Raw genomic sequence first — 23,185 nt, 5'->3', positions numbered from 1 at the left:
TAGTATTATTAGTTACATTTAATTGGATATTATTTTGGTAGTATTTTTGTTAACTATCAAATTATGGGTGAGGGAAAGTAAAAAGTAATCAATTTAAGAATTAAGCTCAAAATCTTAAAATCTAGTGAAATTAGCAAAAATATAACCGAAAAATACTCCAATTAATAAAGCCCAAACCTGCCCTGATTCGACAAAATTTTTCCAAGCATCAGAAATTTGACCTAAAATATCTGGATCTTCAATATGTTGAGCAAACAAGAGTCCATGACTAATTACATTATGAATAGATAAATCCATATAAATACAACCTCTAATTATTTTATTAATCCTAAATTATACTCAGATTTGCACAGTTGATATAAATATTTATTGGTGAGATTGAGAATGTAGAATTAGGTATTGCCTATTCTAGGATTATTCATTAGTTATTCCTTATTGTTTATTATGTTAAATTTAAGAATAAAGTGCCAAATATTACTGTTTAATTTAATATAATGACTAAATTAGTGACTAAAATTATTATTTCCACTAGCTTTTTAATTATAGGTATATCTCTTGGAATTTGGGGCAGTAGAACGTTTATTGATTCTCCATTGTCTCTCAAATCTTCTGAAGACTCTCAAACATCATTACTTCCTATCGCTACTTCTATTCCTTTTCCTGAAAAAAATAGTACTTTAGAAAATAATAGTAATTTTATTACTGAAGCGACAGAAAAAGTAGGGGCAGCAGTGGTGAGAATCGATGCCACTCGTGAAGTTAATTTAAAAATTCCTTCTAATTTTGATCATCCTCTATTTAGGCACTTTTTTTCAGAATCAATGCCTCAAGAACCGATAGAAAATGGTACTGGATCTGGTTTTATCATTAAGGAAGATGGGTTAATTTTGACAAATGCTCATGTAGTTGAAGGAGCCAAAATTGTATCTGTGGTTCTGCCAAATGGTAAAAGTTATGATGGAGAAGTTTTAGGTATTGATACTATCACAGATGTAGCTATTATCAAAATTAAAGATCAGAACTTACCAACAGTAACCATAGGCAATACTCAAAAAATAATACCCGGGGAATGGGCGATCGCCATTGGTAATCCTTTAGGGTTAAATAATACTGTTACCGTAGGAATTATCAGTGCTTTGGGAAGATCGAGTACAGAGGCAGGAGTGCCCGATAAACGAGTAAAATTTATTCAAACCGATGCAGCCATTAATCCAGGTAATTCAGGAGGTCCTCTTTTAAATGAGAAGGGAGAAGTAATTGGGATTAATACAGCGATTCGTGCTGATGCTCAAGGATTAGGTTTTGCTATTCCCATTGAAACAGCTTTTCGGATTGCGAATCAACTTTTAACGAAAGGAAAAGCATCACATCCTTATCTTGGGATTCAAATGATTACTCTTAATCAAGATACCATTAAAAATGGTCATATGCCTCAAAATTTAGGATTTGATCTTGACACAGAAAAAGGAGTATTAGTAGTAAAAGTAATTGCTAATTCTCCAGCAGAAAAAGCTGGTTTTTTGTCTGGGGATGTAATTATAAAAGTGGGGAAAGAAATGGTATTCACGGCTTCAGATGTTCAAGAACAAGTTGATTTAAGTATTGTTGGTGAAATTTTAGTAGTAGAAATTGAGCGTCAAGGAAAATCCCTAATTTTGCAAGTACGTCCTCAAGATTTTCCTCATAATTCTCAGGGGTAAAATATTAAGAAAATATATAAAGAAGTAAAAAATTATAGTCAAAAACTACTTTTATTAGCTACATTAGAATTTGTAGATTTGTTATTGTTCCAAAGAAATATTTTTGGTATTAATCATCACAAAATTTTTAAATTAAATGTGATTTAGTTAACACCATGATAATGACAAGTTGAAAATGTGCTAAAAAGAGGAGTTAAAAAATGAATCGATTGAGCGGTCAAATAGATTATCATAATGATCTGATCAAAGCCGAAATTGACGATGAATTAAATCAAGTGATTGCCCAGTTTTCTTCCGTTGAAGATGCTAATACAAAAAAATCAAGAGGAAATAAACCAAAATTAGATGATTCTGTGGGTGCTTTTTTTAAAGAAATGGCACGTTATCCGTTATTAAGTGCAGAGGAAGAAGTTGATTTAGCCTATGCAGTGAAGTTTTTAAGTGATTGTGAAGAAAAACAACAAGACTTACACCGTCAATTAGAAAGAACTCCTAGTAAAATAGAATTAGCTAATGCGATGGGTTTAGAAAATGAGCGGCAATTAGATAATCGTTTATATAAAGGTAGAGTGGCTAAACGAAAAATGATTCGCTCCAATTTACGCTTAGTGGTTTCTATTGCCAAACGTTATCTAAATCGTGGTGTACCGTTTTTAGATTTAATTCAAGAAGGTGCTATTGGTTTAAATCGGGCGGCGGAAAAATTTGATCCCAATAAGGGTTATAAATTCTCTACTTATGCTTATTGGTGGATTCGACAAGCTATTACTCGTACTATTGCCAATGATTCTCGCACCATTCGTCTTCCTATTCATATTGTGGAAAAACTGAATAAATTGAAAAAAGCTCAAAGAGTTTTAAAGCAAACCCTTCAACGTCATCCCACAGAAACGGAATTGGCAACAGAAATGGGGATCAATACTCAAGGATTACGTCAATTATTGCAGTTAAAAAGACAATCTCTTTCTCTTAATCACCGAGTGGGGAAAGGGGAAGATACAGAGTTAATGGAATTACTTGAAGACACTAACTTACTTTTGCCTGAAGAAAAAATGAATGAAGTCATGATGCACCAAGAAATTGTTTCGGTGTTAAGTGATGTATTGAGTGACAGAGAGAAAGAAGTAATTGTGCTACGTTATGGGTTAGCTGGTACTAAAGCTCATACGTTGGAAGAAGTTGGTAAAATCTTTGATTTATCAAGAGAAAGAGTCAGACAAATTCAAACTAAAGCGATGAGGAAACTAAGAAGACCACAAGTAGCAAGACGTTTAAAAGGTTGGCTGATTTAAGAATTAACAATTGGCAATTAACAGTTAATTTTATTCGTTTTTTCCGAAAATAGAGAACCAAAATCAATTATCAATTTTGCGATCATTTTGACTAGATTCTAAGGTATTTCCCTGATCAAAATCATCATTTTTTTGTTGGGCAACACATTGAAAACCACAGCCAATGACAAATCCTAAAATAGCTCCACCTGTTACAACTATTTTTCTTCTGTGTTCTCTTCCTGAAATATGATTTACGGCTAAAGCGATCATGGCTACAATCATTGCATTGATAATCCCAGAAAAGAGCATACTTTTAAAATTCATGTTAATACCTCTTCATAAAAATTAAATAAAGAAAAAAGAATATAATAACAATGCAATAGTAAATATAAAGAGAAAATGATTCATCCAGTCATCAAAATTCCAATCTTTAAACATAGTTAATCAGTTTTTAATAGTAATTTTAAAAAGTTTTATTTAGTATTGATCATTCTTTTTTTTATTTTCCAGATTAAACCAGAAAAAAAATTAATTAAACTGTGGGCGAGAATTGGCACTAATAAATTATTGGTAAAATAAACACTGTAACCTAAAATAAGACCTATAACTATAGCCCAAAGAACATAATACCAATTTTGTTTATCACTTAAGTGTAAAACACCAAAAAGAATACTAGAAACAATAATAGCGAATAAATCATAACCGAAAGCTGGAATCATTACTCCTCTAAATAATAATTCTTCACTTAATCCGGGTAGTAAACCTAACCAAATTAAATCAGGAAATACTAATGGAGTAACAATTAATTCCAGATAATCCTCTGCACTACGGCGATAGCTTTCTAAAGTTGCGTCAAGAATAGAAGTAGCAACAATGATACCAAAAGCGATGATAATGCCTAAAAAAATAGCTGTTATATTAAATTCAACTGGTACTATGCGAATAGAGGCAAATGTGCGCCAAATTTGAGCAATAGTTAGGAGAATAACTGCCGTTACGCCCATAAATGCGAGTATTTGAATGCGAGTAAAAGATTGGGAATTAGGGGAGTTAGTATCAGTCATAATAACAAAAAATAGTTGATCAGTTTGACATTGATGATTAAAATTTGTCATCATAGCTTAACTTATGCCATAAATAAAATCAAATGCAAAAATTCCAATATTCAAGCACCATAAAAGCATCTGTCGAAAAAGTTTGGCAATTTCATGAAAGACAAGATATTCTGGAACTTTTAACTCCTCCTTGGCAACCAGTGAAAGTTATTCAGCGAGAAGGGGGCTTAAAGATTGGGGCAACTAGCAAATTTTTGTTAATGTTTGGTTTGATAAATATTCCTTGGTTTGCTCGTCATACTGAATATGATAAGTATAAACTATTTACCGATGAACAAATAAAAGGGCCGATGGATTCGTGGATACATCGTCATTATTTTGAAATTAAAGGTTTAGAAACAAAATTGACTGACATGATCGAGTATGAAATTCCAGGGGGGTGGTTAAGTGAAATTTTGCTCGGTTGGTGGGTAAATTCTCGCCTTGAGGAGATGTTTCGTTATCGTCATGAAGTTACTAAAAAATATTGTGAGCAAATGTAACTGGATTATTCCAATTAAATTTAGATTTTTAGAGATGTAAGGTGGAATATTCTTCCAATTTTTATTGAGTACTTAGACAGAATAAATCGTTTATTTTTATAGCCTCCTGATTAATTTAGCAGCCCTTAAATAGTTATCGAAAATCAATTTTAATAATGTTTAACTCAGATCTTGCACCAGTACAATAATACCAATGAAACAAAACGGGAAAAATCAATTCTGATTACTTTTCCCTCTTCCCTCTTCCCTTTTCCCTATCCTCATCGAGAATTGATGATAGAGATGCAAGATCTAAGTTTAAGTGAATTTTCTCCTAGTTTTCTAGTCTTAAGAGTCTTCTAGTCTCACCTTCACCGATAATTTTATATCAAACTCAGGTTTTAATTAATGGCTTTTGGTTTTGTTACATATTTAATTTTTGAACAACTGCTAAAATCTAATGGTTTATGAGTTATTTCCTCGGAAGTGGTAAAGGAGGTATTTGTTTATTATTATTTTGGGTAGGGGTTGGTTTTAGCTCTTGATTAGGATCTTTAATGATGCTAGGATTGGGGATAATAAATAAGGCGATCGCAACCAACGCCAAACTAAAAAAGCCCAAAACTGCGGGAGTCGATTGTTGGATGATGGAAATATCTCCTTGACGATGACGGGAAGATAAAGGTTTAAGATGATCTTGCAGTTGGGGTAAAGTATAATTATCAGCACAAAGTTGATCGATGGTTTCCAATAAATCGAAAAATTGTACTGTACTTAATTCAATTCGTAATTGATGATTTGTATCTTCTTTTTTTTCCTGCCACAATAAAAGGTGACGGTTTTTTTCTGGCACTTTACTTAAAGAAATATAATTATTGTCATTTGTATATTCACAAGTCCGAGTTAAGCCACTTAATAACTCTTGAGCATAGGCACTAACGGCTTTAATTAAATGTTCGATAAAAAATAAACCCGCCAGTCAAAATCACGGGAGTTCCGATAATCTGGCATTGAGCGTGGGTTAAAACGGACATAATTGGGAAACTCTCATCAGAATTATTCTCATCAGTAAAACCTTGTAAAGATAATATACAGTTAGGAGAAAGATATTGACGCTCGATAGAATTACTCATAAAAAGTTAAATTAATATTTGATTTATAGATTTTTGACATTCCCACTGCTGAAGCAAGAGGAAATTTAAGTTAACTATTGCTCTTAAACTTATTAATCAGAAAGTTTAAGACATCGAACTCAGGTTTTTTTGCACTTCTCTTCGTGCCTTTCTTTGCTGATCGAGCGAGGCGAGAAACTTTCAAATAATTAACTAAGGTTTTTATAAAATTACAAATCAGCAAAACCTCTTTTTTTCTTAACTTTCTTCGGTTTTTTTGCAGGAGGTTCATTACGAAAACCTGGGCGGTTACCACCAAATAATCCCCCCATACTGGGCATACCGGGCATACCGGGCATACCGGGCATACCGGGCATACCTCCTCCCATGGTCATTTGTTGCATCATGGTACGCATTCGAGTAAAATCACTAACTAAACGAGAAACTTCTTTTTCTTGATGCCCTGAACCTTTTGCCACTCGACGACGACGGCTAGGAGATTGAGCTAGTAACTGAGGATTTTCTTTTTCTTCCTTTGTCATCGAATTAATCATAGACTCCGTACGTTTTAATTGTACTTCACCTTGTTCTAATGCTCCAGCACCGAGTTTATTCATACCCGGAATTAATTTCATCACTCCAGCAAATGAACCCATGTTCTTTAATAGACGCATTTGTTTGATAAAATCATTAAAATCAAACTTTGCCTCCATCATTTTCTTTTGCATTTTTTCCACATCAGCAATATCTAACTCCTCTTGTGCTTTTTCTACCAGAGTTACAATATCCCCCATATTTAAAATCCGAGAAGCCATACGCTCAGGATAAAAAGGCTCTAAGGCTTCGACTTTTTCTCCAACCCCAATAAACTTAATCGGTTGCCCTGAAATTGTCCTGACAGATAATGCCGCACCACCACGGCTATCTCCATCCATTTTTGTAAGAATTGCTCCAGTAATGCCGATTTCTTCATGAAAGGTACGAGTAACATTTGCGGCTTCTTGCCCCGTCATGGAGTCCACTACTAATAAAATTTCGTGGGGTTGCACTACTTCTTTTATTTGGGATAATTCTGCCATCATGTCTTGATCAATTTGTAATCGTCCTGCTGTGTCAACAATTACGGTATCGATACCTTTTTCTTTTGCTTGTGTAATACCTTGACGAGCAATTTCTACGGGGTTGGCATCTTTTCCTAACTGAAAAACAGGAATTTTTATTTGATTACCTAATGTAATTAACTGATCGATCGCCGCTGGACGATAAACGTCAGTAGCCACCATTAAACAACTACGCTTCTGTTTTTGTAAAAATAAAGCTAATTTTGCTGTAGCTGTGGTTTTACCAGCACCTTGTAAACCAGCCATTAAAATAACAGTAGGAGAAGATGGTGCTTTAGCTAAAGGCACATTGCTTTCACCCATTACCTTGACCAACTCATCATAAACAATTTTGATGAACTGTTGTTGAGGATTTACCCCAGAAATAACTTCTGCACCTAGGGCTTTTTTTTCAACTTCGCCGACAAAACTCTTTACGACTTGTAAATTAACATCTGCCTCTAATAAAGCTCGTCTAACTTCTTGGAGAGCATCTTGAATATTAGACTGAGTAATTTTACCTTGACCTCGTAACTTTTTCCATGTATCCTCTAAACGTTCAGCTAAAGCATCAAACATAATTTATTGATAAAATTCTAAAAATAATAATTTATCCTATATAACTCTATTTTAATTAGTTTTTTGGAGAAAATTAGAATTTAGAATTTAGAATGAAGAAAATAAAGAATAAAGAAAATTGACCATCGTTATCAAATAAATTGTTAATTGTTAATTGTTAATTGCCTATTGCCTATTGCCTATTGTCCATTGCTCATTGCCCATTGCCCATTGCCCATTGCCCATTCTAGTTAAAAAATGACTACTGAAAATATTTACGGTAATTTACAAGGTTTAAAGCCCAGCCAACTTAAGCAATTACAAAAACTTTATCATCAACATATCCGCAGCGATCGCCTAACCACTACAGAATTAGCTGAAAGAATCGCTGCCATTAGTACTGACATTAAACAGCCCCTTTGCGTATATTTAAACCGCCGTGGACAGGTTATTAGGGTAGGAGTTGGGACTCCCCGTCAAACTCAAATTCCTCCTTTAGAATTGCCCCGTTATGGTGTGCAGAGACTATCAGGTATTCGTTGTTTAGCAACATCTTTGAAACCGATTCCTCCCAGTGAGGCCTGTTTAACGGCTATGGCACGACAGAGATTAGATGCGTTGGTGATGTTTACATTGACAGGAAGCGGTGTTCTTCGGAAAGGTGGTGGGGGGAGTGGTTTTATTGAAAACGCTTATTTAGCTCATTTATTGCCGGTTCAAGAAGATGATACCTATTGGGAAGTTTCACCACCACAGAAAATAGGAGAAATTACTGAGCAAGATTTTCTGGATTTAATTGATAGTTTAGAGGCGGAATTTAGTCGAGAATTTATCGCTCAAAATGTTTCATCACAACAGGATAGAGTGTTATTAGTCGGTTTGATGACAGCAAAAATGACGGCTCAAAAATTTCAAGATAGTTTACAAGAATTAGCTTTATTAGTGAATAGTGCTGGAGGTAATATTTTAGCTACCATTGAACAAAAACGCTCTAACCCTCATCCTCAAACCTTAGTAGGAGCAGGAAAAGTAGAAGAAATCGCTTTACAAGTACAAACTTTAGGTGCTAATTTGGTAGCATTTGATCAAGAATTATCCCCAGCTCAAGTGCGTAATTTAGAATTACAATTCGGCGTTAGAGTAGTAGATCGCACCGAGGTAATTTTAGATATATTTGCTCAACGGGCGCAATCAGGAGCGGGTAAATTACAAGTAGAATTAGCTCAATTAGAATATATGTTACCTCGTTTAACAGGTAGAGGGGTAGCTATGTCAAGGTTAGGGGGAGGTATTGGTACAAGAGGGCCTGGTGAAACTAAACTGGAGACTGAAAGACGGGCAATTCAAAAACGAATCACTAGACTTCAGCAAGAAGTTAATCAATTACAAAATCATCGATCGAGATTAAGACAACAACGACAACAAAATGAAATTCCTTCAGTGGCGATCGTGGGTTATACTAATGCAGGAAAATCAACATTAATTAACGCCCTTACTAACGCTGAAGTTTACACCGCCGATCAACTTTTTGCAACTTTAGATCCTACCACAAGAAGACTAACTATCAAGGATAATAATACGGGAGAATCTCGCACCATTTTATTAACAGATACAGTCGGTTTTATCCATGAATTACCGCCCCCATTGGTGGATTCTTTTCGGGCGACATTAGAAGAAGTAACGGAAGCTGATGCCCTGTTGCACGTTGTCGATTTATCTCACCCGACATGGAAAAGCCAAATAAATTCTGTGAAAGCAATTTTAGCAGATATGCCTTTAACACCGAATTTAGAGTTAATCGTATTCAATAAAATAGACAAGGCTGATATTGAATATTTAGAAACCGCTAAAAATGATTATCCTCAAGCTGTATTTATTTCTGCCCAAAAACGTTTAGGTTTAGAAACTTTACGCACTCGTTTAGTCAGTTTTTAAAATCAAAAAATAAGTACTTGGGCAAAATTAATTGTATATAGGCAATGTAAGGCAAGGGGTTTAAACCCCTTGTTACCGATTGTTGTCAATGGCTTGGGAAAAATAAAATCCACAATTAATTTTACTTACCTACTTACAATAAAAATAGATGATTAAATTACTTATTACTCCAATCAGCCCAATTTTGCGGTTTTAAGAAGACTTCATAAAGTTCGGCTTCAGGGGTATTTGGTTCAGGTTTATAGCCGTATTCCCAACGCACAAGAGGTGGTAATGACATTAAAATTGACTCGGTTCTACCATTTGTTTGTAATCCAAAAATAGTTCCTCTGTCATAAACCAGATTAAATTCTACATATCGCCCTCGACGATATAACTGAAAGTTCCGTTGGCGATCACCATATTCAGTATGTTGGCGTTTTTGGGCAATAGGCACATAAGCCGGTAAAAAAGACCTGCCACAGTCTTGAACAAAAGCAAATAACTCCTCCCATGTCCGAAGATTTTGAGGTGGTAAAGAACGGCTATAAACGGCTGCATCTTGAGCATTATGAGGACCACGATAAATAGGATCTGTCCCATCTTGATAATCAAAAAATAATCCACCAATTCCTCTGGTTTCGTCACGATGTTTTAAGTAAAAATATTCATCACACCAGCGCTTAAAGACAGGATAATATTCAGGATGATGTTGATCACAAGCCTTTTTAAAGGTAGAATGAAAATGGTGTGCATCTTCAGCAAAGGGATAATAAGGGGTTAAATCTGCACCACCACCAAACCACCACACTGGACCTGCTTCAAAATAGCGATAATTAAGATGTACAGTAGGGATATAAGGATTTTTTGGGTGCAATACCATTGACGTACCAGTGGCATAAAAAGAATGACCTTCAGCTTCGGGACGTTGTTGTAAAATACTAGGAGGTAAATTATTTCCCCATACTTCGGAAAAGTTAACGCCACCCTGTTCAAATATATTACCATCCGTAAGCACTCTTGATCGCCCTCCGCCACCTTCTTCTCTTTGCCAACTATCTTCTTTAAATTTACCTTTCCCGTCTAATGTTTCTAAACCAGCACAAATTTCATCTTGAAGAGTTTGCATAAATTGACTAACTCTAGTTTTAGCATCTTCAGGGGGAAGAGAAGTTTTTAGAGTTGTTTCTGTGGTAGTCATGTTTTTATAAAGATTTATTAAAATAACTTACAATCTACCAATCTAAACCGTCAGAGCATCATTAGACTATGATTATTATTAGATCTTAATATTCTGCTACGGAAAAAAGCAAAAATAAGTTTTAAGATATGAACATCAATAACTAAATTTTCAATATCAAATTTTATCAACAATTAATTTCTTTTTATCCGAATTCTCTATTCACAAATTTTTCCTAGAAGTATCAGCAAAAGTAAGTAGCGCGTAAATATCATGATTTTGAATTTCTCTTTTAAATTATTAGCCGAAGGTGGGAAATTATTATGTCAATTTTCTCTTTATAAAACCTATCGAGTGGTGACAAATGTACCAGTTGATATTGTTTGGCGAAAATTAATCAACTTAGCTGATATGTCATGGCATCCTCTTTTTTCTCAAACGGATTTACCCAAAGGCTTAATTCCGAAACCGGGCTTAATTTTTCAGGTGGTTACTCGTTTAACCCCGATTCCCATTCGAGTGTTTGTAGAAAATGTTAAACCAAGAGAATTATTAAGTATTCGTTTATTGGCGATTCCGGGTATTGAACAACGCATCACTTATCAAATAGAATCTACTTTATGCGGTAGTTATATTTCTTATTCCATCACCTTGCGAGGTTGGCTTTCTCCCTTCATTTGGTGGCTAATTAAACCTTATTCTATCAAAGTAGCCGATGAATTAGTCAATGCCGCCGCAAAATTTATTTAATAATTTACTTATAGTATTTCTTTAATTGCTAATATTAACTATTTATTTTTTCTTCCATGTTGCAATATTCCATGTTCTTGAATCCCAAGGGGTTAAACTGACACCCTCTAAATTATTGGCAATTCCCACAACATCAGCACGATGAATAATAGGTATAACTGCTGCTTTTTCAATTAATAAATCGTTTAATTGTTTAAAAATAATTACCCTTTTTTCTGGGTTTAATTCTTTAATGACAGTTTGTAAAAGTTTATCATATTCAGGATTACAGAAACGGGAATAGTTATCTCCTGACCAATTATTGCTTTTTTGGGGTATATTATCACAAGTATAAACCTTAAAATAAGGAGTTGGATCTGGGTTATTATTACCAGTAGTGAACATTTGAACATCAGCATAAAACTTTTCTACTGTATCATTATTACTAGGATCACTGGAAAACAAAATACTCGCATCAATACTTTTTAATTCCACTTCAATACCTAATGATTGCCAACTTTGTTTAATCACTTCTTGGGTTTTTTGCCTTAGGGGGTTAACACTGGTTTGAAACAAGACTTTCATTTCTATTCCGTTTTTATCCCTAATACCATTACCATTGGTATCTTTCCATCCTGCTTCCTCTAATAATTTTCCCGCTTTTTCAAGGTTAAATTCTGACACAGTGTTATTGGAAACCAATTCAGGAGGCGCTAATAAAAAATTAGAAGTCGGTTTTCCTGTCACACCATATAATTGATTGGCGATCGTATTTTTATCAATGGCTAAAGCAAAAGCCCGTCTAACTTTTAAATCACTGAGAAAAGGATGAGGAAATTTTACACTAGATCTTTCACCTTCGGGAGTTTCTCTGTTAGGATCAGTATAATTTAACAAAATTCGTTCACTGTTTGAGCCAAAATTAGTAATTATTTTACCCTTATTTGCCTTAGCTAATTCTTGTAAAATATTCGATTCTACTTGTAGATTATAAGCAAAATCGGCATCCCCAGTTTGTAAAACAGCCCTAGCCGCAGAAGTAGCATCTCCTCCTCCTTTAATTTCGATGCGCTCAAAATTTTGAGTTTCTGGTTGCCGATAATAAGGATTTTTTTGATAAATAACCGAATCTCCCGGCTTAAATTGTGATACAGAATAAGCACCAGTACCTACAGGAAGAAGATTAAAAGGTGCTTCTCTAGCATTTTCTCCGTTATATTTAGCGTATAAATGTTTTGGTAAAATCATCCCCGCACCACCGACAAAAATAGAATACCATGCGGGGTTAACTTCTTTAAAGGTAACTTTAACCGTGTATTCATCTAAGGCTTCGACATTTTTCACCACGGCATAATCACCACTATTAACACTACCAACTTTAGGATTCGTCACAAATTGATAGGTAAACACCACATCATCGGCGGTAAATTTTTCTCCATCAGACCATTTGACATCTTTTAGTATTTTCCAAGTTACAGATAATCCATCTTTGGCAACACCACCATTTTCCACTGTAGGGATTTCTTGTGCTAATACGGGAATTAATTTACTATCACCATCAAAAGTAGCTAAAGGTTCAAGGGTTATTCTACTAGCTTCGGAGTCTTTAAATCCAGTAGAAAGATGAGGATTGAGAATCGTTGGCGCTTGCCAATAAATCATTTTTAACAGTTTATGATTATTAGTAGTGTTTGCTTGATTTGTAGTAGGTGATGAAGAGTTACAACTAACAATAGTTAAGCTACTGGTAAAGGCAACAATGGCATTAACCCAAGATTGTCTGAATTTCCTCATATAGTAATCCTAAATCATTCGTGAAAAAGATTAAAAAATAAATCTGTAAATCTTACTATACCTTAAAGCTGACCACTAAAAGCTGATAGCTAATACCTCTTTAAATCTCACAACTCCCATTGTAGGATTGCTATATAATGATTTGAATGTAAATTAATTCCTAATTCCTAATTCCTAATTATTAGTTTATTTATGAAAAAACTCATCGAAGGTTTACACCGTTTTCAAGCAGGTTATTTTGAAAGTCACCGAGATTTATTTATCGAGTTATCTCACGGGCAACATCCTCGTATTTTATTTATTACTTGTTCGGATTCTCGTATTGATCCTAATCTTATCACTCAAGCTAAAGTTGGGGATTTATTTGTGATTCGCAACGCCGGGAATATTATTCCTCCTTTTGGTGCGACTAATGGTGGTGAAGGTGCTTCCATTGAATATGCCATCGCTGCTTTAGATATTGAATTGGTTATAGTCTGTGGGCATTCTCATTGTGGTGCGATGAAAGGTTTATTAAAAATGTCCAAATTAGCCGATAAAATGCCTTTGGTGTATGAGTGGTTAAAACAAGCAGAAGCAACTCGCCGTTTAATTATCGAAAATTATTCTCATATCTCTGAAGAAGATTTATTACAAATTACTGTGGCAGAAAATGTCTTAACTCAGTTAGAAAATTTAAACACTTATCCCATTATTCGTAGTCGTTTGCATCAAGGCAAATTATCTATTCATGGTTGGATTTATAGTATTGAATCAGGGGATATTCTCACTTATGATCCAATAGTACATGATTTTGTTAATTTGGAAAGTCGTACTAGTGATCCGGAATATGTTTATAATTTACACCCTAGTTGTTCCGTCTCAAAATCCCTTGGCTGTAAAATTTATCCTATGGCTGAAGAAAAAACCCCGGTAATAGAAGAAACAATTTCTCAAGACAATACCACCAATTTTAACTTACCTCGATCAAATCGTCTCTCAAAAGAACAAGCTGAAAGAATTTATCGTGGTAGCGTTGTTTAAACATCAAATTATTCATGAGGCTTAGTAACGTTAATTCGATGTCAAACTGAGGTATAATAAAGAATCTTTATCTTAACTTTAGATCAGTTCCATGTCAAAAACTTTTAAAAATAAGGGTTTAAGAGTCTTGACTAAATTTTACCTACCTAAAAGAATTAAATTTAGTAAATAATTGTCGAAAATCAATTTTAATAATGTTTAAGTGAATTTTCTCCTAATCTTCTAGTCTTCTAGTCTTCTAGTCTTCTAGTCTTCTAGTCTTCTAGTCTTCTAGTCTTAAGAGTTTTACCTTTACCGACAATTTTATGTCAAACTCAGGTTAACTTTAGGCAATACTACCTCGTTTTCGTGCTTCTTTATAGGAAATACCAACATTTTTTAATCCTGCCCTGAGCATTTGTTCTTCAAGTAGTGCAAAAAAACGACTGCGATCGCTACCTTTAACTACAGCTAAATTATGGGCTTCTGCTAAGGCAACAGGATAGCCAAAACCTTTATCAACTTGGGTAAGGGTAATACTTAAAGCCTGATTAAGTAAGGAAGAATCAGAGGCAACCCATTCAGGAAACTCTAAACGAGCAACTTCTGTACCGACATGAAGATAACAAAAATAAATATGTTGTTTTTCGCCATATAAATCTAAAATTCGAGAATTACTCCGAAAAAGGGCACTTCTTTGGCGAGGCTTTAATATATTACTCCATAACGTAGTGTCTCGTATTGGATCAACTTTTTGACAGGGAGTTTTATTAATTTCTTCACCACAAAAAACGACACAATTAGGTTTATCGTAAGTGCATTGAGGAAAACGGAGAAAATTAATCGCCTCCATACTGCGAGAAGCGCTGATATAACCGACTAAAGGTATATTTGTTTTTCGTAATTGTTCCCATGCCTGTAAAATAGGGTTTAAAATTTGCTCTCTAGCTTCTACAGCAATAGTTTCTAAAAACCAGTATATTAACGAACCATCTGTCATTGCTAAATTGGGTATATTAAAATGAGCACCAGGGGGATTAACCCATGTACAAGCCATTTCTGCTAATACTTCAGCTTCGGCAACAGTGCGTTTATAACTCATCCATTCTTCTGTGCGAATACCCCATTTTCGAGAAATGTATAAATCTTCAGACTTATAATAAATTTCTGGTAAAGTATCAAGGAGAGGATGTAAATTCTGCCCATAATGCAACATAATCCGGCCAATATTGATTAAGTAACAATAAGCGATTTCATGATGAGACGGAGCAATTTGTGAGCCATCAGCAGAAAATACGCTATGATTGAGAGGAGCTGATTGTACATCAATAGAAGTGGTAATTGGTTCTATGGGAGTTGCAACGGAGAAAATTAGACGATCGTAGCATTCTTCTTGAGTTTTAACGAAAGTATCTTGATCTTGCTCAGTTTTAATCAATAAAGATTGAGCTAATTTTAACCTTTCGATACTAGCTAAAGCGTCTTTTTGCATTTCTAGCCCCATATTAGGCATTTTTGAAGCTAATTTTGCTAAGTCAAGCATTGCAAATGAAAGAAAAAGAAATAGGATGGGGATTAATTTATTATAGCAATTATCTTCAGTTACCAAAAATTTTGCCAGAAAAAATGATTAAATTTGGGAAAAAATTATTTACAGCAGAAATCATTTCCTTAAACCACACTTTAGACTTCTCCAAAAAATCTAATTTTAACTCAGGGATCATTAAAAACATAGCCTAAATTCATAAATAGTTTATTAGAATTGATTGGATTTTTAATTATGGTCGATGTCTTTTGGATTCTCGCCTTAGTATCTTTGCTCCATTAGTGCCTTTGCGAGAAATAAAAAATGTAGCTTATTCATCAAAATCAATTTAAGAACATTTTATGTCAATTATAAATACACATCCGCTCTTCCCAAATTTGCTTTTCTCTACCTTCAATGATAATTTTATCTGGAACTTAGGTTGGCTTAATCTGAGGTATATTAAGTTTTGTATAGTGAATATTTGTAACTGAAAATCCTTGAAAGAGAGAAAAAATACCAAACTAGAAGAAGAAAATTGAGATCAGCGAAAACACGGAGAGATTATTCTATGAAATTAGCTTACTGGATGTATGCAGGACCTGCACATATCGGCACTTTAAGAATTGCTAGTTCTTTTAAAAATGTTCATGCGATCATGCACGCACCTTTAGGGGATGATTATTTTAACGTAATGAGATCCATGTTGGAAAGAGAAAGAGATTTTACCCCTGTTACTGCTAGTATAGTGGATCGGAACGTATTAGCTAGAGGTTCTCAAGAAAAAGTGGTAGATAATATTGTGCGAAAAGATCAAGAAGAAAATCCAGATTTAATCGTACTTACTCCTACTTGTACCTCTAGTATTTTACAGGAAGATTTAGAAAATTTCGTGGCACGAGCACAAATTGATTCTAAAGGGGATGTTTTATTAGCGGATGTGAACCATTATCGTGTTAATGAATTACAAGCAGCTGATCGGACTTTAGAGCAGATTGTGCAATATTATCTTCGTAAAGCCGAGAAAAAAGGTGATCTTGTCACGGAAAAAACCGTTAATCCTTCGGTAAATATTATTGGTATTTCTACTCTAGGATTTCATAATCATCACGACTGTCGGGAATTAAAAAAATTAATGGCAGATTTAGGCATTGAAATTAATCTAATTATCCCTGATAATGCTTCTGTTCATGATTTGAAAAAACTGCCTCAAGCATGGTTTAACCTGATACCCTATAGAGAATTAGGTTTAATGACGGGTAATTATCTAGCCCAAGAATTTGGAATGCCAACAGTAGATATAACCCCCATGGGAGTGGTGGAAACTGCCCGTTGTATCCGTAAGATTCAAGAAGTAATTAATGCTCAAGGAGCTAATGTTAATTATGAAGACTTTATCGAATATCAAACTCTTCATGTTTCTGAAGCGGCGTGGTTTTCTCGCTCTATTGATTGTCAAAATTTAACAGGAAAAAAAGCTGTTGTTTTTGGTGATAATACCCATGCCGCAGCTATGACTAAAATTTTAACCCGTGAAATGGGGATTCATGTAGTTTTAGCTGGTACTTATTGTAAATATGATGCTGATTGGTTTCGCAAAGAAGTCAGTGAATATTGTGATCAAATCTTAATTAGTGAAGATAATGGAGAAATTGGAGATGCGATCGCTAAACTTGAACCATCGGCTATTTTTGGAACACAGATGGAACGTCATGTGGGTAAAAGATTAGATATACCTTGTGGAGTAATTGCTGCACCGATACACATTCAAAACTTCCCCATCGGTTATAAACCATTTTTAGGTTATGAAGGCACGAATCAAATAACTGACTTAATCTATAATTCTTTTACATTAGGGATGGAAGATCACCTGTTAGAAATTTTTGGTGGACATGATACGAAAGAAGTTATAACAAAAGGTATTTCAGCCGATTCTGAGTTAAATTGGAATCGTGAAGCACAAGGAGAGTTAAATAAAATACCTGGATTTGTACGGGGGAAAGTTAAACGTAATACTGAAAAATTTGCGCGTGAGCGAGGGTTTAATGAAATTACTCTTGAAGTAATGTACGCTGCTAAAGAAGCTGTAGGGGCGTAATATTAATGATAAATGAGGAATGAGGAATGAGGAATTAAGCTAAAATTGATCTTGTTTTTTTATTTCAAGTAAAATACAGAATACCTGTATAATAGGAGTACACTGGAGAAGTATTTATTTTTCATCAAATTATATAAAACTTAAATGGGGCTAGTGCTTAATACTGGTGGGCATTGCCCACCCTACGGGTTATAGTTTACTGATAATTCTTTGTAAAATTTCGATACCGGTAAATGCTTGCCAACCAAAAATTAATAACATCGTCATATTGATACCAACATGGGTAAATCTAGCGAAGGTATTACCTTTTTGCATATAAGGTACTAAAGATGCGGAAGTAGTCACCATTGCCATCATGACTAAACCGGCTAATAAATGAGGACCAACAAATAACTTACCATTATTAATATAAGTGACTGCCATACCGCCAATAGTGCCTAAAACGACTAATGCCAAAAAAAGTGAACCGACTTGGTGATGACGATTAGCAAAGTTACCTTTAATTAACTCTTTTCTAGCTTCTTTATCGGCTTGACGGGTACGTTTTGCTTTGATGCCTAAATATAAAGCATAAATGGCTGTGGCAAATAATACCCACATTAAAATAGGATGTCCAAATTGTGACCATGTTTTGACTGCTTGAGGAATCTCGAAATTCATAGTTTCTCTACCTTTTTAGTTTAAACTTAATATTATTTCACATAAATTAACATAGCATTAACCGAGAATTTTCGTTAACTGTAATGGAGGAGGTAGAATCATCCGTAAATGTACAGAGTAACAAGATTATGTCACAATCAAAATAAGTTTAATTAAGCTCAGTTAGGACTAAAAAATAACATGAATTCACCAATTCAAGCGGTAAGTGCGCCCTATCGAGGGGATGCTTATTACCGCACTCCGCCGCCGGATTTACCATCTTTACTGTTAAAAGAAAGAATTGTCTATTTAGGGTTGCCATTAGTGTCTCCTGATGAGTATAAAGATCAATTAGGGGTAGATGTAACGGAATTAATTATCGCGCAACTGTTGTTTTTGCAATTTGATGATCCTGAAAAGCCGATTTATCTGTATATTAACTCTACGGGTACATCATGGTATGGGGGAGATTCCATCGGTTTTGAAACAGAAGCGTTCGCTATTTGTGATACCATTAATTATATAAAACCTCCTGTACATACTATCTGTTTAGGACAAGCAATGGGTACGGCGGCGATGATATTAGCATCAGGCACAAAAGGGTGTAGGGCAAGTCTTCCCCATGCTAGTATTATTCTGCATCAGGCGAGACAAGGAGCGCAAGGACAGGCTACGGATATTCAAATTCGGGCAAAAGAAGTCATAGTGAATAAAAGAGTAATGCTTAAAATTCTAGCGGATAAGACAGGGCAAACGGTAGAAAAAATCGAGAAGGATACAGATCGTATGTTTTATATGAATCCCCAACAAGCCAAAGAATATGGCATTATTGACAGGGTTTTAGAAAGCAGTAAAGATTTACCCGTGCCTTTAGCCGCCATCAGATAACAATTAAATATACCCTTTGCGCCATGAGCGCCTTTGCGAGAAACTACTAGCTAACAAACCATAACAAAATTAAGAGATAAAACTATGCCTATTGGAGTACCCAGAGTTCCATACCAAGCACCCGGACAACCTTACAGCGACTGGGTAAATATTTATGATCGCCTTTATCGAGAACGGATTATATTTTTAGGTAGGGGGGTTAACGACAGTTTAGCCAACCAGATTATAGCGGTGATGTTGTATCTCGACTCCGAAGACAACAATAAACCAATTTACCTGTATATTAACTCTCCAGGAGGTTCGGTGACAGCAGGGTTAGCCATTTATGATACAATGCAACACATTAAATCGGAAGTGGTGACTATTTGTGTTGGATTAGCGGCTTCCATGGGAGCATTTTTATTAACTGCTGGTGCAAAAGGTAAACGTTTAGCCTTACCCCATTCTCGAATTATGATACACCAACCACTAGGGGGAGTGCAAGGAAGAAGACAAGCCACAGATATTGAAATTGAAGCGAAAGAAATCCTGCGGATTCGGGATGACTTAAATGCGATGATGGCGTTTCATACTGGGCAAACTATCGAAAAAATTGCCAAAGACACCGATAGAGACTATTTTATGTCAGCCCAAGAAGCCCTTGAATACGGCTTAATCGATAAAGTCATCGAAGATCGAGTTTAATCAATTAACAATTAGTAGGGTGGGCAATGCCCACCGTCAAAACAATGTAATATATATTGTTACTAAAAGACTAAAAACTTTATGAATACAGTAATTTTAAACTTAGAAAATGTAGGTATAACTGACGATCAATTTTATAGTTTATGTCAAGTTAATCCTCATTGGAATTTAGAAATAAATAAGCAAGGAGAATTAATGATTATGCCTCCCATTGGTGGTATTAGTGGTAATAGAGAAGCAAATTTAATAGCAGATTTAACTATTTGGAATCGTCAAAAAAAATTAGGCATTGTTTTCAGCTCGTCAACTATTTTTTGCCTACCAAATGGTGGAAAGCGATCGCCTGATGTGGCATATATAAAACTTGAAAATTGGCAAAAATTAACATTACAAGATCAAGAAAAATTACCCCCGATATGTCCTGATTTTGTTATGGAATTAGGCTCTAAAACTGACTCTTTAAAACCTTTACAAGAAAAGATGCAAGAGTATTTAGATAGTGGTTTACAACTAGGGTGGTTAATCAATCCGCAATCTCAACAAGTAGAAATTTATCGCCCTAATCAAGCAGTAGAAATATTATCTTTACCGGCTACTTTATCGGGAGAAAATATCTTACCTGAATTTGTCCTTAATTTACCTATTTATAACTAAGTTTTTTCTAATATTTGGTTGAATTTTATAGTTATCTGAAAAAGTCTCGCAAAGGCAATCATAACGCAATTTATAACTATTAATGACTATATAACCTTGTATAATAACTCTCAAAATCAAGAACAAATTATCAGTAATTCTCGAATTATTGTAGTAGAAGATTTAGGATTAATGCCCTATAAATTAGCATGGAAATATCAACAAAAATTAGTTCAAGAAAGACTCGAAAATCCAGCATTACTTGATAAATTACTATTAGTTGAACATCCTCCTGTTTATACTCTTGGTACTGGCTCAACTCTCGAACACCTCAAATTTGATCTAAATAACTTTTCAGGAGAAATATACCGCACAGAAAGAGGCGGAGAAGTAACATTTCATTGTCCTGGACAGATTGTTATTTATCCTATTTTAAATTTACATTATTATCAAACAGATTTACACTGGTATTTGAGGCAATTAGAAGAAGTAATTATCCAATTATTAGTAAAATATAACCTCAAAGCTGAAAGAATAAACGGCTTAACAGGTGTGTGGATTAACAACGCAAAAATAGCTGCCATCGGCATCAAAGTTAAACGTTGGATTACTATGCACGGTGTCGCTTTAAATGTTTGTTGCGATTTATCGGGCTTCAACAAAATTATCCCTTGCGGTATCAAAGGTAAATTTGTGACAAGATTATCCCATTATGATCCTAGTATTAATATTTTAGAAGTTAAGGAAGAATTAGTCAAGACTTTTTCTCAAGTTTTTTGATAAATATTCTTTGATTTTTTAGTTTTGTTAATTTAACGTGTTAGTTGTCTCTCGCAAAGGCGCAAAGGCACAAAGAATAAGAAGTTTAAACTGTTTATTAAATTAGAGTTACTTTTTCCATAGGTTCTACAATATAATAAATACATTCTTATAATTTTATCTTTGACCGTAAGACTATTTATATTTTCAATGATGGCTAATTCTTGCGTTTCTAATGCTGTTATTTCTAAATTCTCCACGCTATCTAATAGACATTTCCCATAATTTGACACATCAGGGCTAAAGTCTTTACTACAAGCTGTTATTTCTAAATTTTCCCACCTATCTACTCTTTCTTCTAACATTTTATCTTCTTTGATTTTAGATAACTCTAGTATTAAAGTTGTATAACTATAATTAAGTTTATATTCTTTTATTTTTTCCGTTAAGATTTGCCCATCAATTTCTGAAAAATCATTAATTAATACCAGTTTTAAGTCAACAACAAATCTAGTTAAATTTTTATACTTTAAAAAAATATTCTCTAAACAAATTGCTAACACTTGTGGTATCGGTTTTAAAATATAACTCTGATAATCTCCTATATTTATTTTTTGGCATATAGATAAAATATCTTCTTGACTCTTAATCGATAACTTTTCAATCCATAATTGCTCATATACAATTAAGCAGTTTCCTTGAACATTATTCATCACTAATTTAGAATACATATTCGCCTTCACCTTAGTTAGTTGAAATGTAGGCTTCCATCCTAATTTTTCTAGTTTTTCTATAACTAAATTAATTTGATTAGGTAAAACAAATAATTCATATTTATAAATGGGGCGAAGGGCTATTTCTTGATAATATTGTGTTGCCATTACTAAATCCCCTAAAATTATCGGCAAAATATTATCTTGATTAAAACTAGCTAAAATATCCTGAAGATTTTTATAATGTAACTGATTCTTATACCAACTACGGCGATAAATTCCTTTGAGTCTTTTTTCTTCTTCCGTTTTAATTTGGTAAGACGATAAACTATAGTAAAGTAACGGCAATAGATGATAACTTTCTGAATCTATATCATTTTCAATATCAATTTTTTTATACCATTTTTGCCATAATAATAGTTTTTTTTCTTCTTCCTCCTCAAAGATAATTTTTAAGAGTAATTTTTTTTCCTCTGTTAAACAGTGATTTATTTTCATCGTTATTTATTTAACTACTTTCTTTCAGATAGTCAGCCTAAATCAATTGTGCAAATGTGATATGATGCACCTTTCACTTTATAGGCTTCCCAATTGCATAACTGATTGAGACTCACTATAGTATAATGAACAGTCAATAAGATTGTCAATTAAAGTTTTATTTTAAAATTCATGGTATCCCAATTAAAAAATCAAGAGTTAATACAAGATAATATTAATAATAAATTTTCTTCCGAAGTTCAATTATTATTATTAGCAAGTCGTAAAACTTTATCTGAATCAAATATCAACAAAGTTCAAGTTATTACTTCTCAGGTTATTGATTGGCAACAAGTAATTAATTTAGCTAAATCTCATTCTGTTATTCCTTTAGTCGCTCATAATTTACAAAAATATTGTGCAAAAAATTTACCAGATAATATTAAAACTATATTAAAAACAGAATTTCGTAGTAATGCTATTAAAAATATTTATTTAAGTAAAGAATTATTAGAAATTGTACAGTTATTAAAAGATAATGATATTGATTATATTTGTTATAAAGGTGCAAGTTTAGCCGCTTCTATATATGGTGATATTTCTTTTAGACAATTTAATGATATTGATATTTTAATTTGTAAAAAAGACTTACTAAAAGCAAGAGATTTATTCTTTTCTATGGGAGGAAAAGATTATTTTTCAATTAATATTTTTACCGATAAACAAAAAGAGTATTATGTAAATTCTAAAATAGCACATTATTTTTTTATTAACTGTGCTTATACTTTTGAATTTAAAAAAAGTACAGTATTTTTAGATTTACATTGGAA

At 33.8% G+C, this 23,185-nt stretch carries 24 protein-coding genes; 13 read left to right on the top strand and 11 right to left on the bottom strand.

Annotated features, from left to right (window positions below; all coding sequences use genetic code 11):
* Positions 1 to 114: 114 nt before the first annotated feature.
* Positions 115 to 297, bottom strand: a complete 183-nt coding sequence (locus FWJ34_RS05595) for a hypothetical protein (protein ID WP_308254337.1) — start codon at positions 295 to 297, stop codon at positions 115 to 117.
* Between the two features lie 197 nt (positions 298 to 494).
* Here FWJ34_RS05595 and FWJ34_RS05590 point away from each other — a divergent pair, with 197 nt between their 5' ends.
* Positions 495 to 1,700 (top strand): HhoA/HhoB/HtrA family serine endopeptidase, encoded by a 1,206-nt coding sequence (locus FWJ34_RS05590; RefSeq protein ID WP_308254336.1) that lies wholly within the window; start codon positions 495 to 497, stop codon positions 1,698 to 1,700.
* Positions 1,701 to 1,900: 200 nt separating this feature from the next.
* Positions 1,901 to 2,992, top strand: coding sequence for an RNA polymerase sigma factor, RpoD/SigA family (locus tag FWJ34_RS05585; protein ID WP_308254335.1), 1,092 nt, complete (start codon positions 1,901 to 1,903; stop codon positions 2,990 to 2,992).
* Between the two features lie 63 nt (positions 2,993 to 3,055).
* Here the strand turns inward: FWJ34_RS05585 and FWJ34_RS05580 are convergent, their stop codons facing one another.
* Together FWJ34_RS05580 and FWJ34_RS05575 are read right to left on the bottom strand one after the other, a co-directional pair.
* On the bottom strand, positions 3,056 to 3,298 hold the full coding sequence (locus FWJ34_RS05580; protein WP_308254334.1) for a hypothetical protein: 243 nt from the start codon (positions 3,296 to 3,298) through the stop codon (positions 3,056 to 3,058).
* A 149-nt stretch (positions 3,299 to 3,447) separates the two neighbouring features.
* The gene (locus tag FWJ34_RS05575) at positions 3,448 to 4,092 is read right to left on the bottom strand and encodes a type II CAAX endopeptidase family protein (RefSeq protein ID WP_308254333.1); all 645 of its coding nucleotides are present in this window, start codon (positions 4,090 to 4,092) and stop codon (positions 3,448 to 3,450) included.
* A 29-nt stretch (positions 4,093 to 4,121) separates the two neighbouring features.
* On the opposite strand from FWJ34_RS05575, the gene FWJ34_RS05570 reads away from it, so the two are divergent.
* A complete protein-coding gene (locus tag FWJ34_RS05570) occupies positions 4,122 to 4,571 on the top strand; it encodes an SRPBCC family protein (RefSeq protein ID WP_308254332.1) in 450 nt (149 codons plus the stop codon).
* Positions 4,572 to 5,022: 451 nt separating this feature from the next.
* Here the strand turns inward: FWJ34_RS05570 and FWJ34_RS05565 are convergent, their stop codons facing one another.
* From FWJ34_RS05565 to ffh, 3 genes are all read right to left on the bottom strand, one after another.
* Positions 5,023 to 5,499, bottom strand: a complete 477-nt coding sequence (locus tag FWJ34_RS05565) for a DUF4335 domain-containing protein (RefSeq protein WP_308254348.1) — start codon at positions 5,497 to 5,499, stop codon at positions 5,023 to 5,025.
* Entirely contained in the window at positions 5,495 to 5,683 is a 189-nt protein-coding gene (locus FWJ34_RS05560) for a DUF4335 domain-containing protein (protein ID WP_308254331.1), read from the bottom strand. The genes FWJ34_RS05565 and FWJ34_RS05560 overlap by 5 nt, the downstream gene beginning before the upstream one ends.
* 209 nt (positions 5,684 to 5,892) lie before the next feature.
* Positions 5,893 to 7,341, bottom strand: coding sequence for a signal recognition particle protein (gene ffh / locus FWJ34_RS05555; RefSeq protein WP_308254330.1), 1,449 nt, complete (start codon positions 7,339 to 7,341; stop codon positions 5,893 to 5,895).
* A 237-nt stretch (positions 7,342 to 7,578) separates the two neighbouring features.
* On the opposite strand from ffh, the gene hflX reads away from it, so the two are divergent.
* Positions 7,579 to 9,255, top strand: a complete 1,677-nt coding sequence (gene hflX, locus FWJ34_RS05550) for a GTPase HflX (protein ID WP_308254329.1) — start codon at positions 7,579 to 7,581, stop codon at positions 9,253 to 9,255.
* 157 nt (positions 9,256 to 9,412) lie between these two features.
* Here hflX and hemF read toward each other — a convergent pair whose 3' ends face one another.
* Entirely contained in the window at positions 9,413 to 10,435 is a 1,023-nt protein-coding gene (gene hemF / locus FWJ34_RS05545) for an oxygen-dependent coproporphyrinogen oxidase (RefSeq protein ID WP_308254328.1), read from the bottom strand.
* A 252-nt stretch (positions 10,436 to 10,687) separates the two neighbouring features.
* Here hemF and FWJ34_RS05540 point away from each other — a divergent pair, with 252 nt between their 5' ends.
* The gene (locus FWJ34_RS05540; protein ID WP_308254327.1) at positions 10,688 to 11,164 is read left to right on the top strand and encodes an SRPBCC family protein; all 477 of its coding nucleotides are present in this window, start codon (positions 10,688 to 10,690) and stop codon (positions 11,162 to 11,164) included.
* Positions 11,165 to 11,206: 42 nt separating this feature from the next.
* Here the strand turns inward: FWJ34_RS05540 and FWJ34_RS05535 are convergent, their stop codons facing one another.
* The gene (locus FWJ34_RS05535) at positions 11,207 to 12,937 is read right to left on the bottom strand and encodes a peptide ABC transporter substrate-binding protein (protein ID WP_308254326.1); all 1,731 of its coding nucleotides are present in this window, start codon (positions 12,935 to 12,937) and stop codon (positions 11,207 to 11,209) included.
* Between the two features lie 192 nt (positions 12,938 to 13,129).
* Between FWJ34_RS05535 and FWJ34_RS05530 the strand changes: the two genes are divergently transcribed.
* Entirely contained in the window at positions 13,130 to 13,960 is an 831-nt protein-coding gene (locus FWJ34_RS05530; protein WP_308254325.1) for a carbonic anhydrase, read from the top strand.
* Between the two features lie 325 nt (positions 13,961 to 14,285).
* Here the strand turns inward: FWJ34_RS05530 and FWJ34_RS05525 are convergent, their stop codons facing one another.
* The gene (locus tag FWJ34_RS05525) at positions 14,286 to 15,482 is read right to left on the bottom strand and encodes a DNA double-strand break repair nuclease NurA (protein WP_308254324.1); all 1,197 of its coding nucleotides are present in this window, start codon (positions 15,480 to 15,482) and stop codon (positions 14,286 to 14,288) included.
* Between the two features lie 5 nt (positions 15,483 to 15,487).
* Here FWJ34_RS05525 and FWJ34_RS05520 point away from each other — a divergent pair, with 5 nt between their 5' ends.
* Together FWJ34_RS05520 and bchB are read left to right on the top strand one after the other, a co-directional pair.
* A complete protein-coding gene (locus FWJ34_RS05520) occupies positions 15,488 to 15,679 on the top strand; it encodes a hypothetical protein (protein ID WP_308254323.1) in 192 nt (63 codons plus the stop codon).
* Positions 15,680 to 16,035: 356 nt separating this feature from the next.
* Positions 16,036 to 17,562 carry a ferredoxin:protochlorophyllide reductase (ATP-dependent) subunit B gene (gene bchB / locus FWJ34_RS05515; RefSeq protein ID WP_308254322.1) on the top strand — a complete coding sequence of 509 codons (1,527 nt, stop codon included), beginning with the start codon at positions 16,036 to 16,038 and terminating at the stop codon, positions 17,560 to 17,562.
* Between the two features lie 189 nt (positions 17,563 to 17,751).
* Here the strand turns inward: bchB and FWJ34_RS05510 are convergent, their stop codons facing one another.
* Positions 17,752 to 18,222, bottom strand: a complete 471-nt coding sequence (locus tag FWJ34_RS05510; RefSeq protein WP_308254321.1) for a DUF4079 domain-containing protein — start codon at positions 18,220 to 18,222, stop codon at positions 17,752 to 17,754.
* Between the two features lie 180 nt (positions 18,223 to 18,402).
* On the opposite strand from FWJ34_RS05510, the gene FWJ34_RS05505 reads away from it, so the two are divergent.
* From FWJ34_RS05505 to lipB, 4 genes are all read left to right on the top strand, one after another.
* Positions 18,403 to 19,089 (top strand): ATP-dependent Clp protease proteolytic subunit, encoded by a 687-nt coding sequence (locus FWJ34_RS05505; protein WP_308254320.1) that lies wholly within the window; start codon positions 18,403 to 18,405, stop codon positions 19,087 to 19,089.
* 84 nt (positions 19,090 to 19,173) lie between these two features.
* Positions 19,174 to 19,773, top strand: a complete 600-nt coding sequence (locus tag FWJ34_RS05500) for an ATP-dependent Clp protease proteolytic subunit (RefSeq protein WP_308254319.1) — start codon at positions 19,174 to 19,176, stop codon at positions 19,771 to 19,773.
* A gap of 81 nt (positions 19,774 to 19,854) precedes the next feature.
* Positions 19,855 to 20,427: a Uma2 family endonuclease gene (locus FWJ34_RS05495; protein ID WP_308254318.1), complete on the top strand. Its 573-nt coding sequence runs from the start codon at positions 19,855 to 19,857 to the stop codon at positions 20,425 to 20,427.
* Positions 20,428 to 20,598: 171 nt separating this feature from the next.
* Entirely contained in the window at positions 20,599 to 21,186 is a 588-nt protein-coding gene (lipB, locus tag FWJ34_RS05490) for a lipoyl(octanoyl) transferase LipB (protein WP_396231702.1), read from the top strand.
* Positions 21,187 to 21,218: 32 nt separating this feature from the next.
* Here the strand turns inward: lipB and FWJ34_RS05485 are convergent, their stop codons facing one another.
* Entirely contained in the window at positions 21,219 to 22,376 is a 1,158-nt protein-coding gene (locus tag FWJ34_RS05485; RefSeq protein WP_308254316.1) for a nucleotidyltransferase family protein, read from the bottom strand.
* 171 nt (positions 22,377 to 22,547) lie between these two features.
* On the opposite strand from FWJ34_RS05485, the gene FWJ34_RS05480 reads away from it, so the two are divergent.
* Positions 22,548 to 23,185: nucleotidyltransferase family protein (locus tag FWJ34_RS05480; RefSeq protein ID WP_308254315.1), on the top strand; the 638-nt coding region annotated here is incomplete at its 3' end.

Source organism: Geminocystis sp. GBBB08 (assembly GCF_016743215.1).
In the GTDB taxonomy this organism is placed as follows: domain Bacteria; phylum Cyanobacteriota; class Cyanobacteriia; order Cyanobacteriales; family Cyanobacteriaceae; genus Geminocystis.
This window is presented reverse-complemented; position numbering and strand designations above follow the sequence as displayed.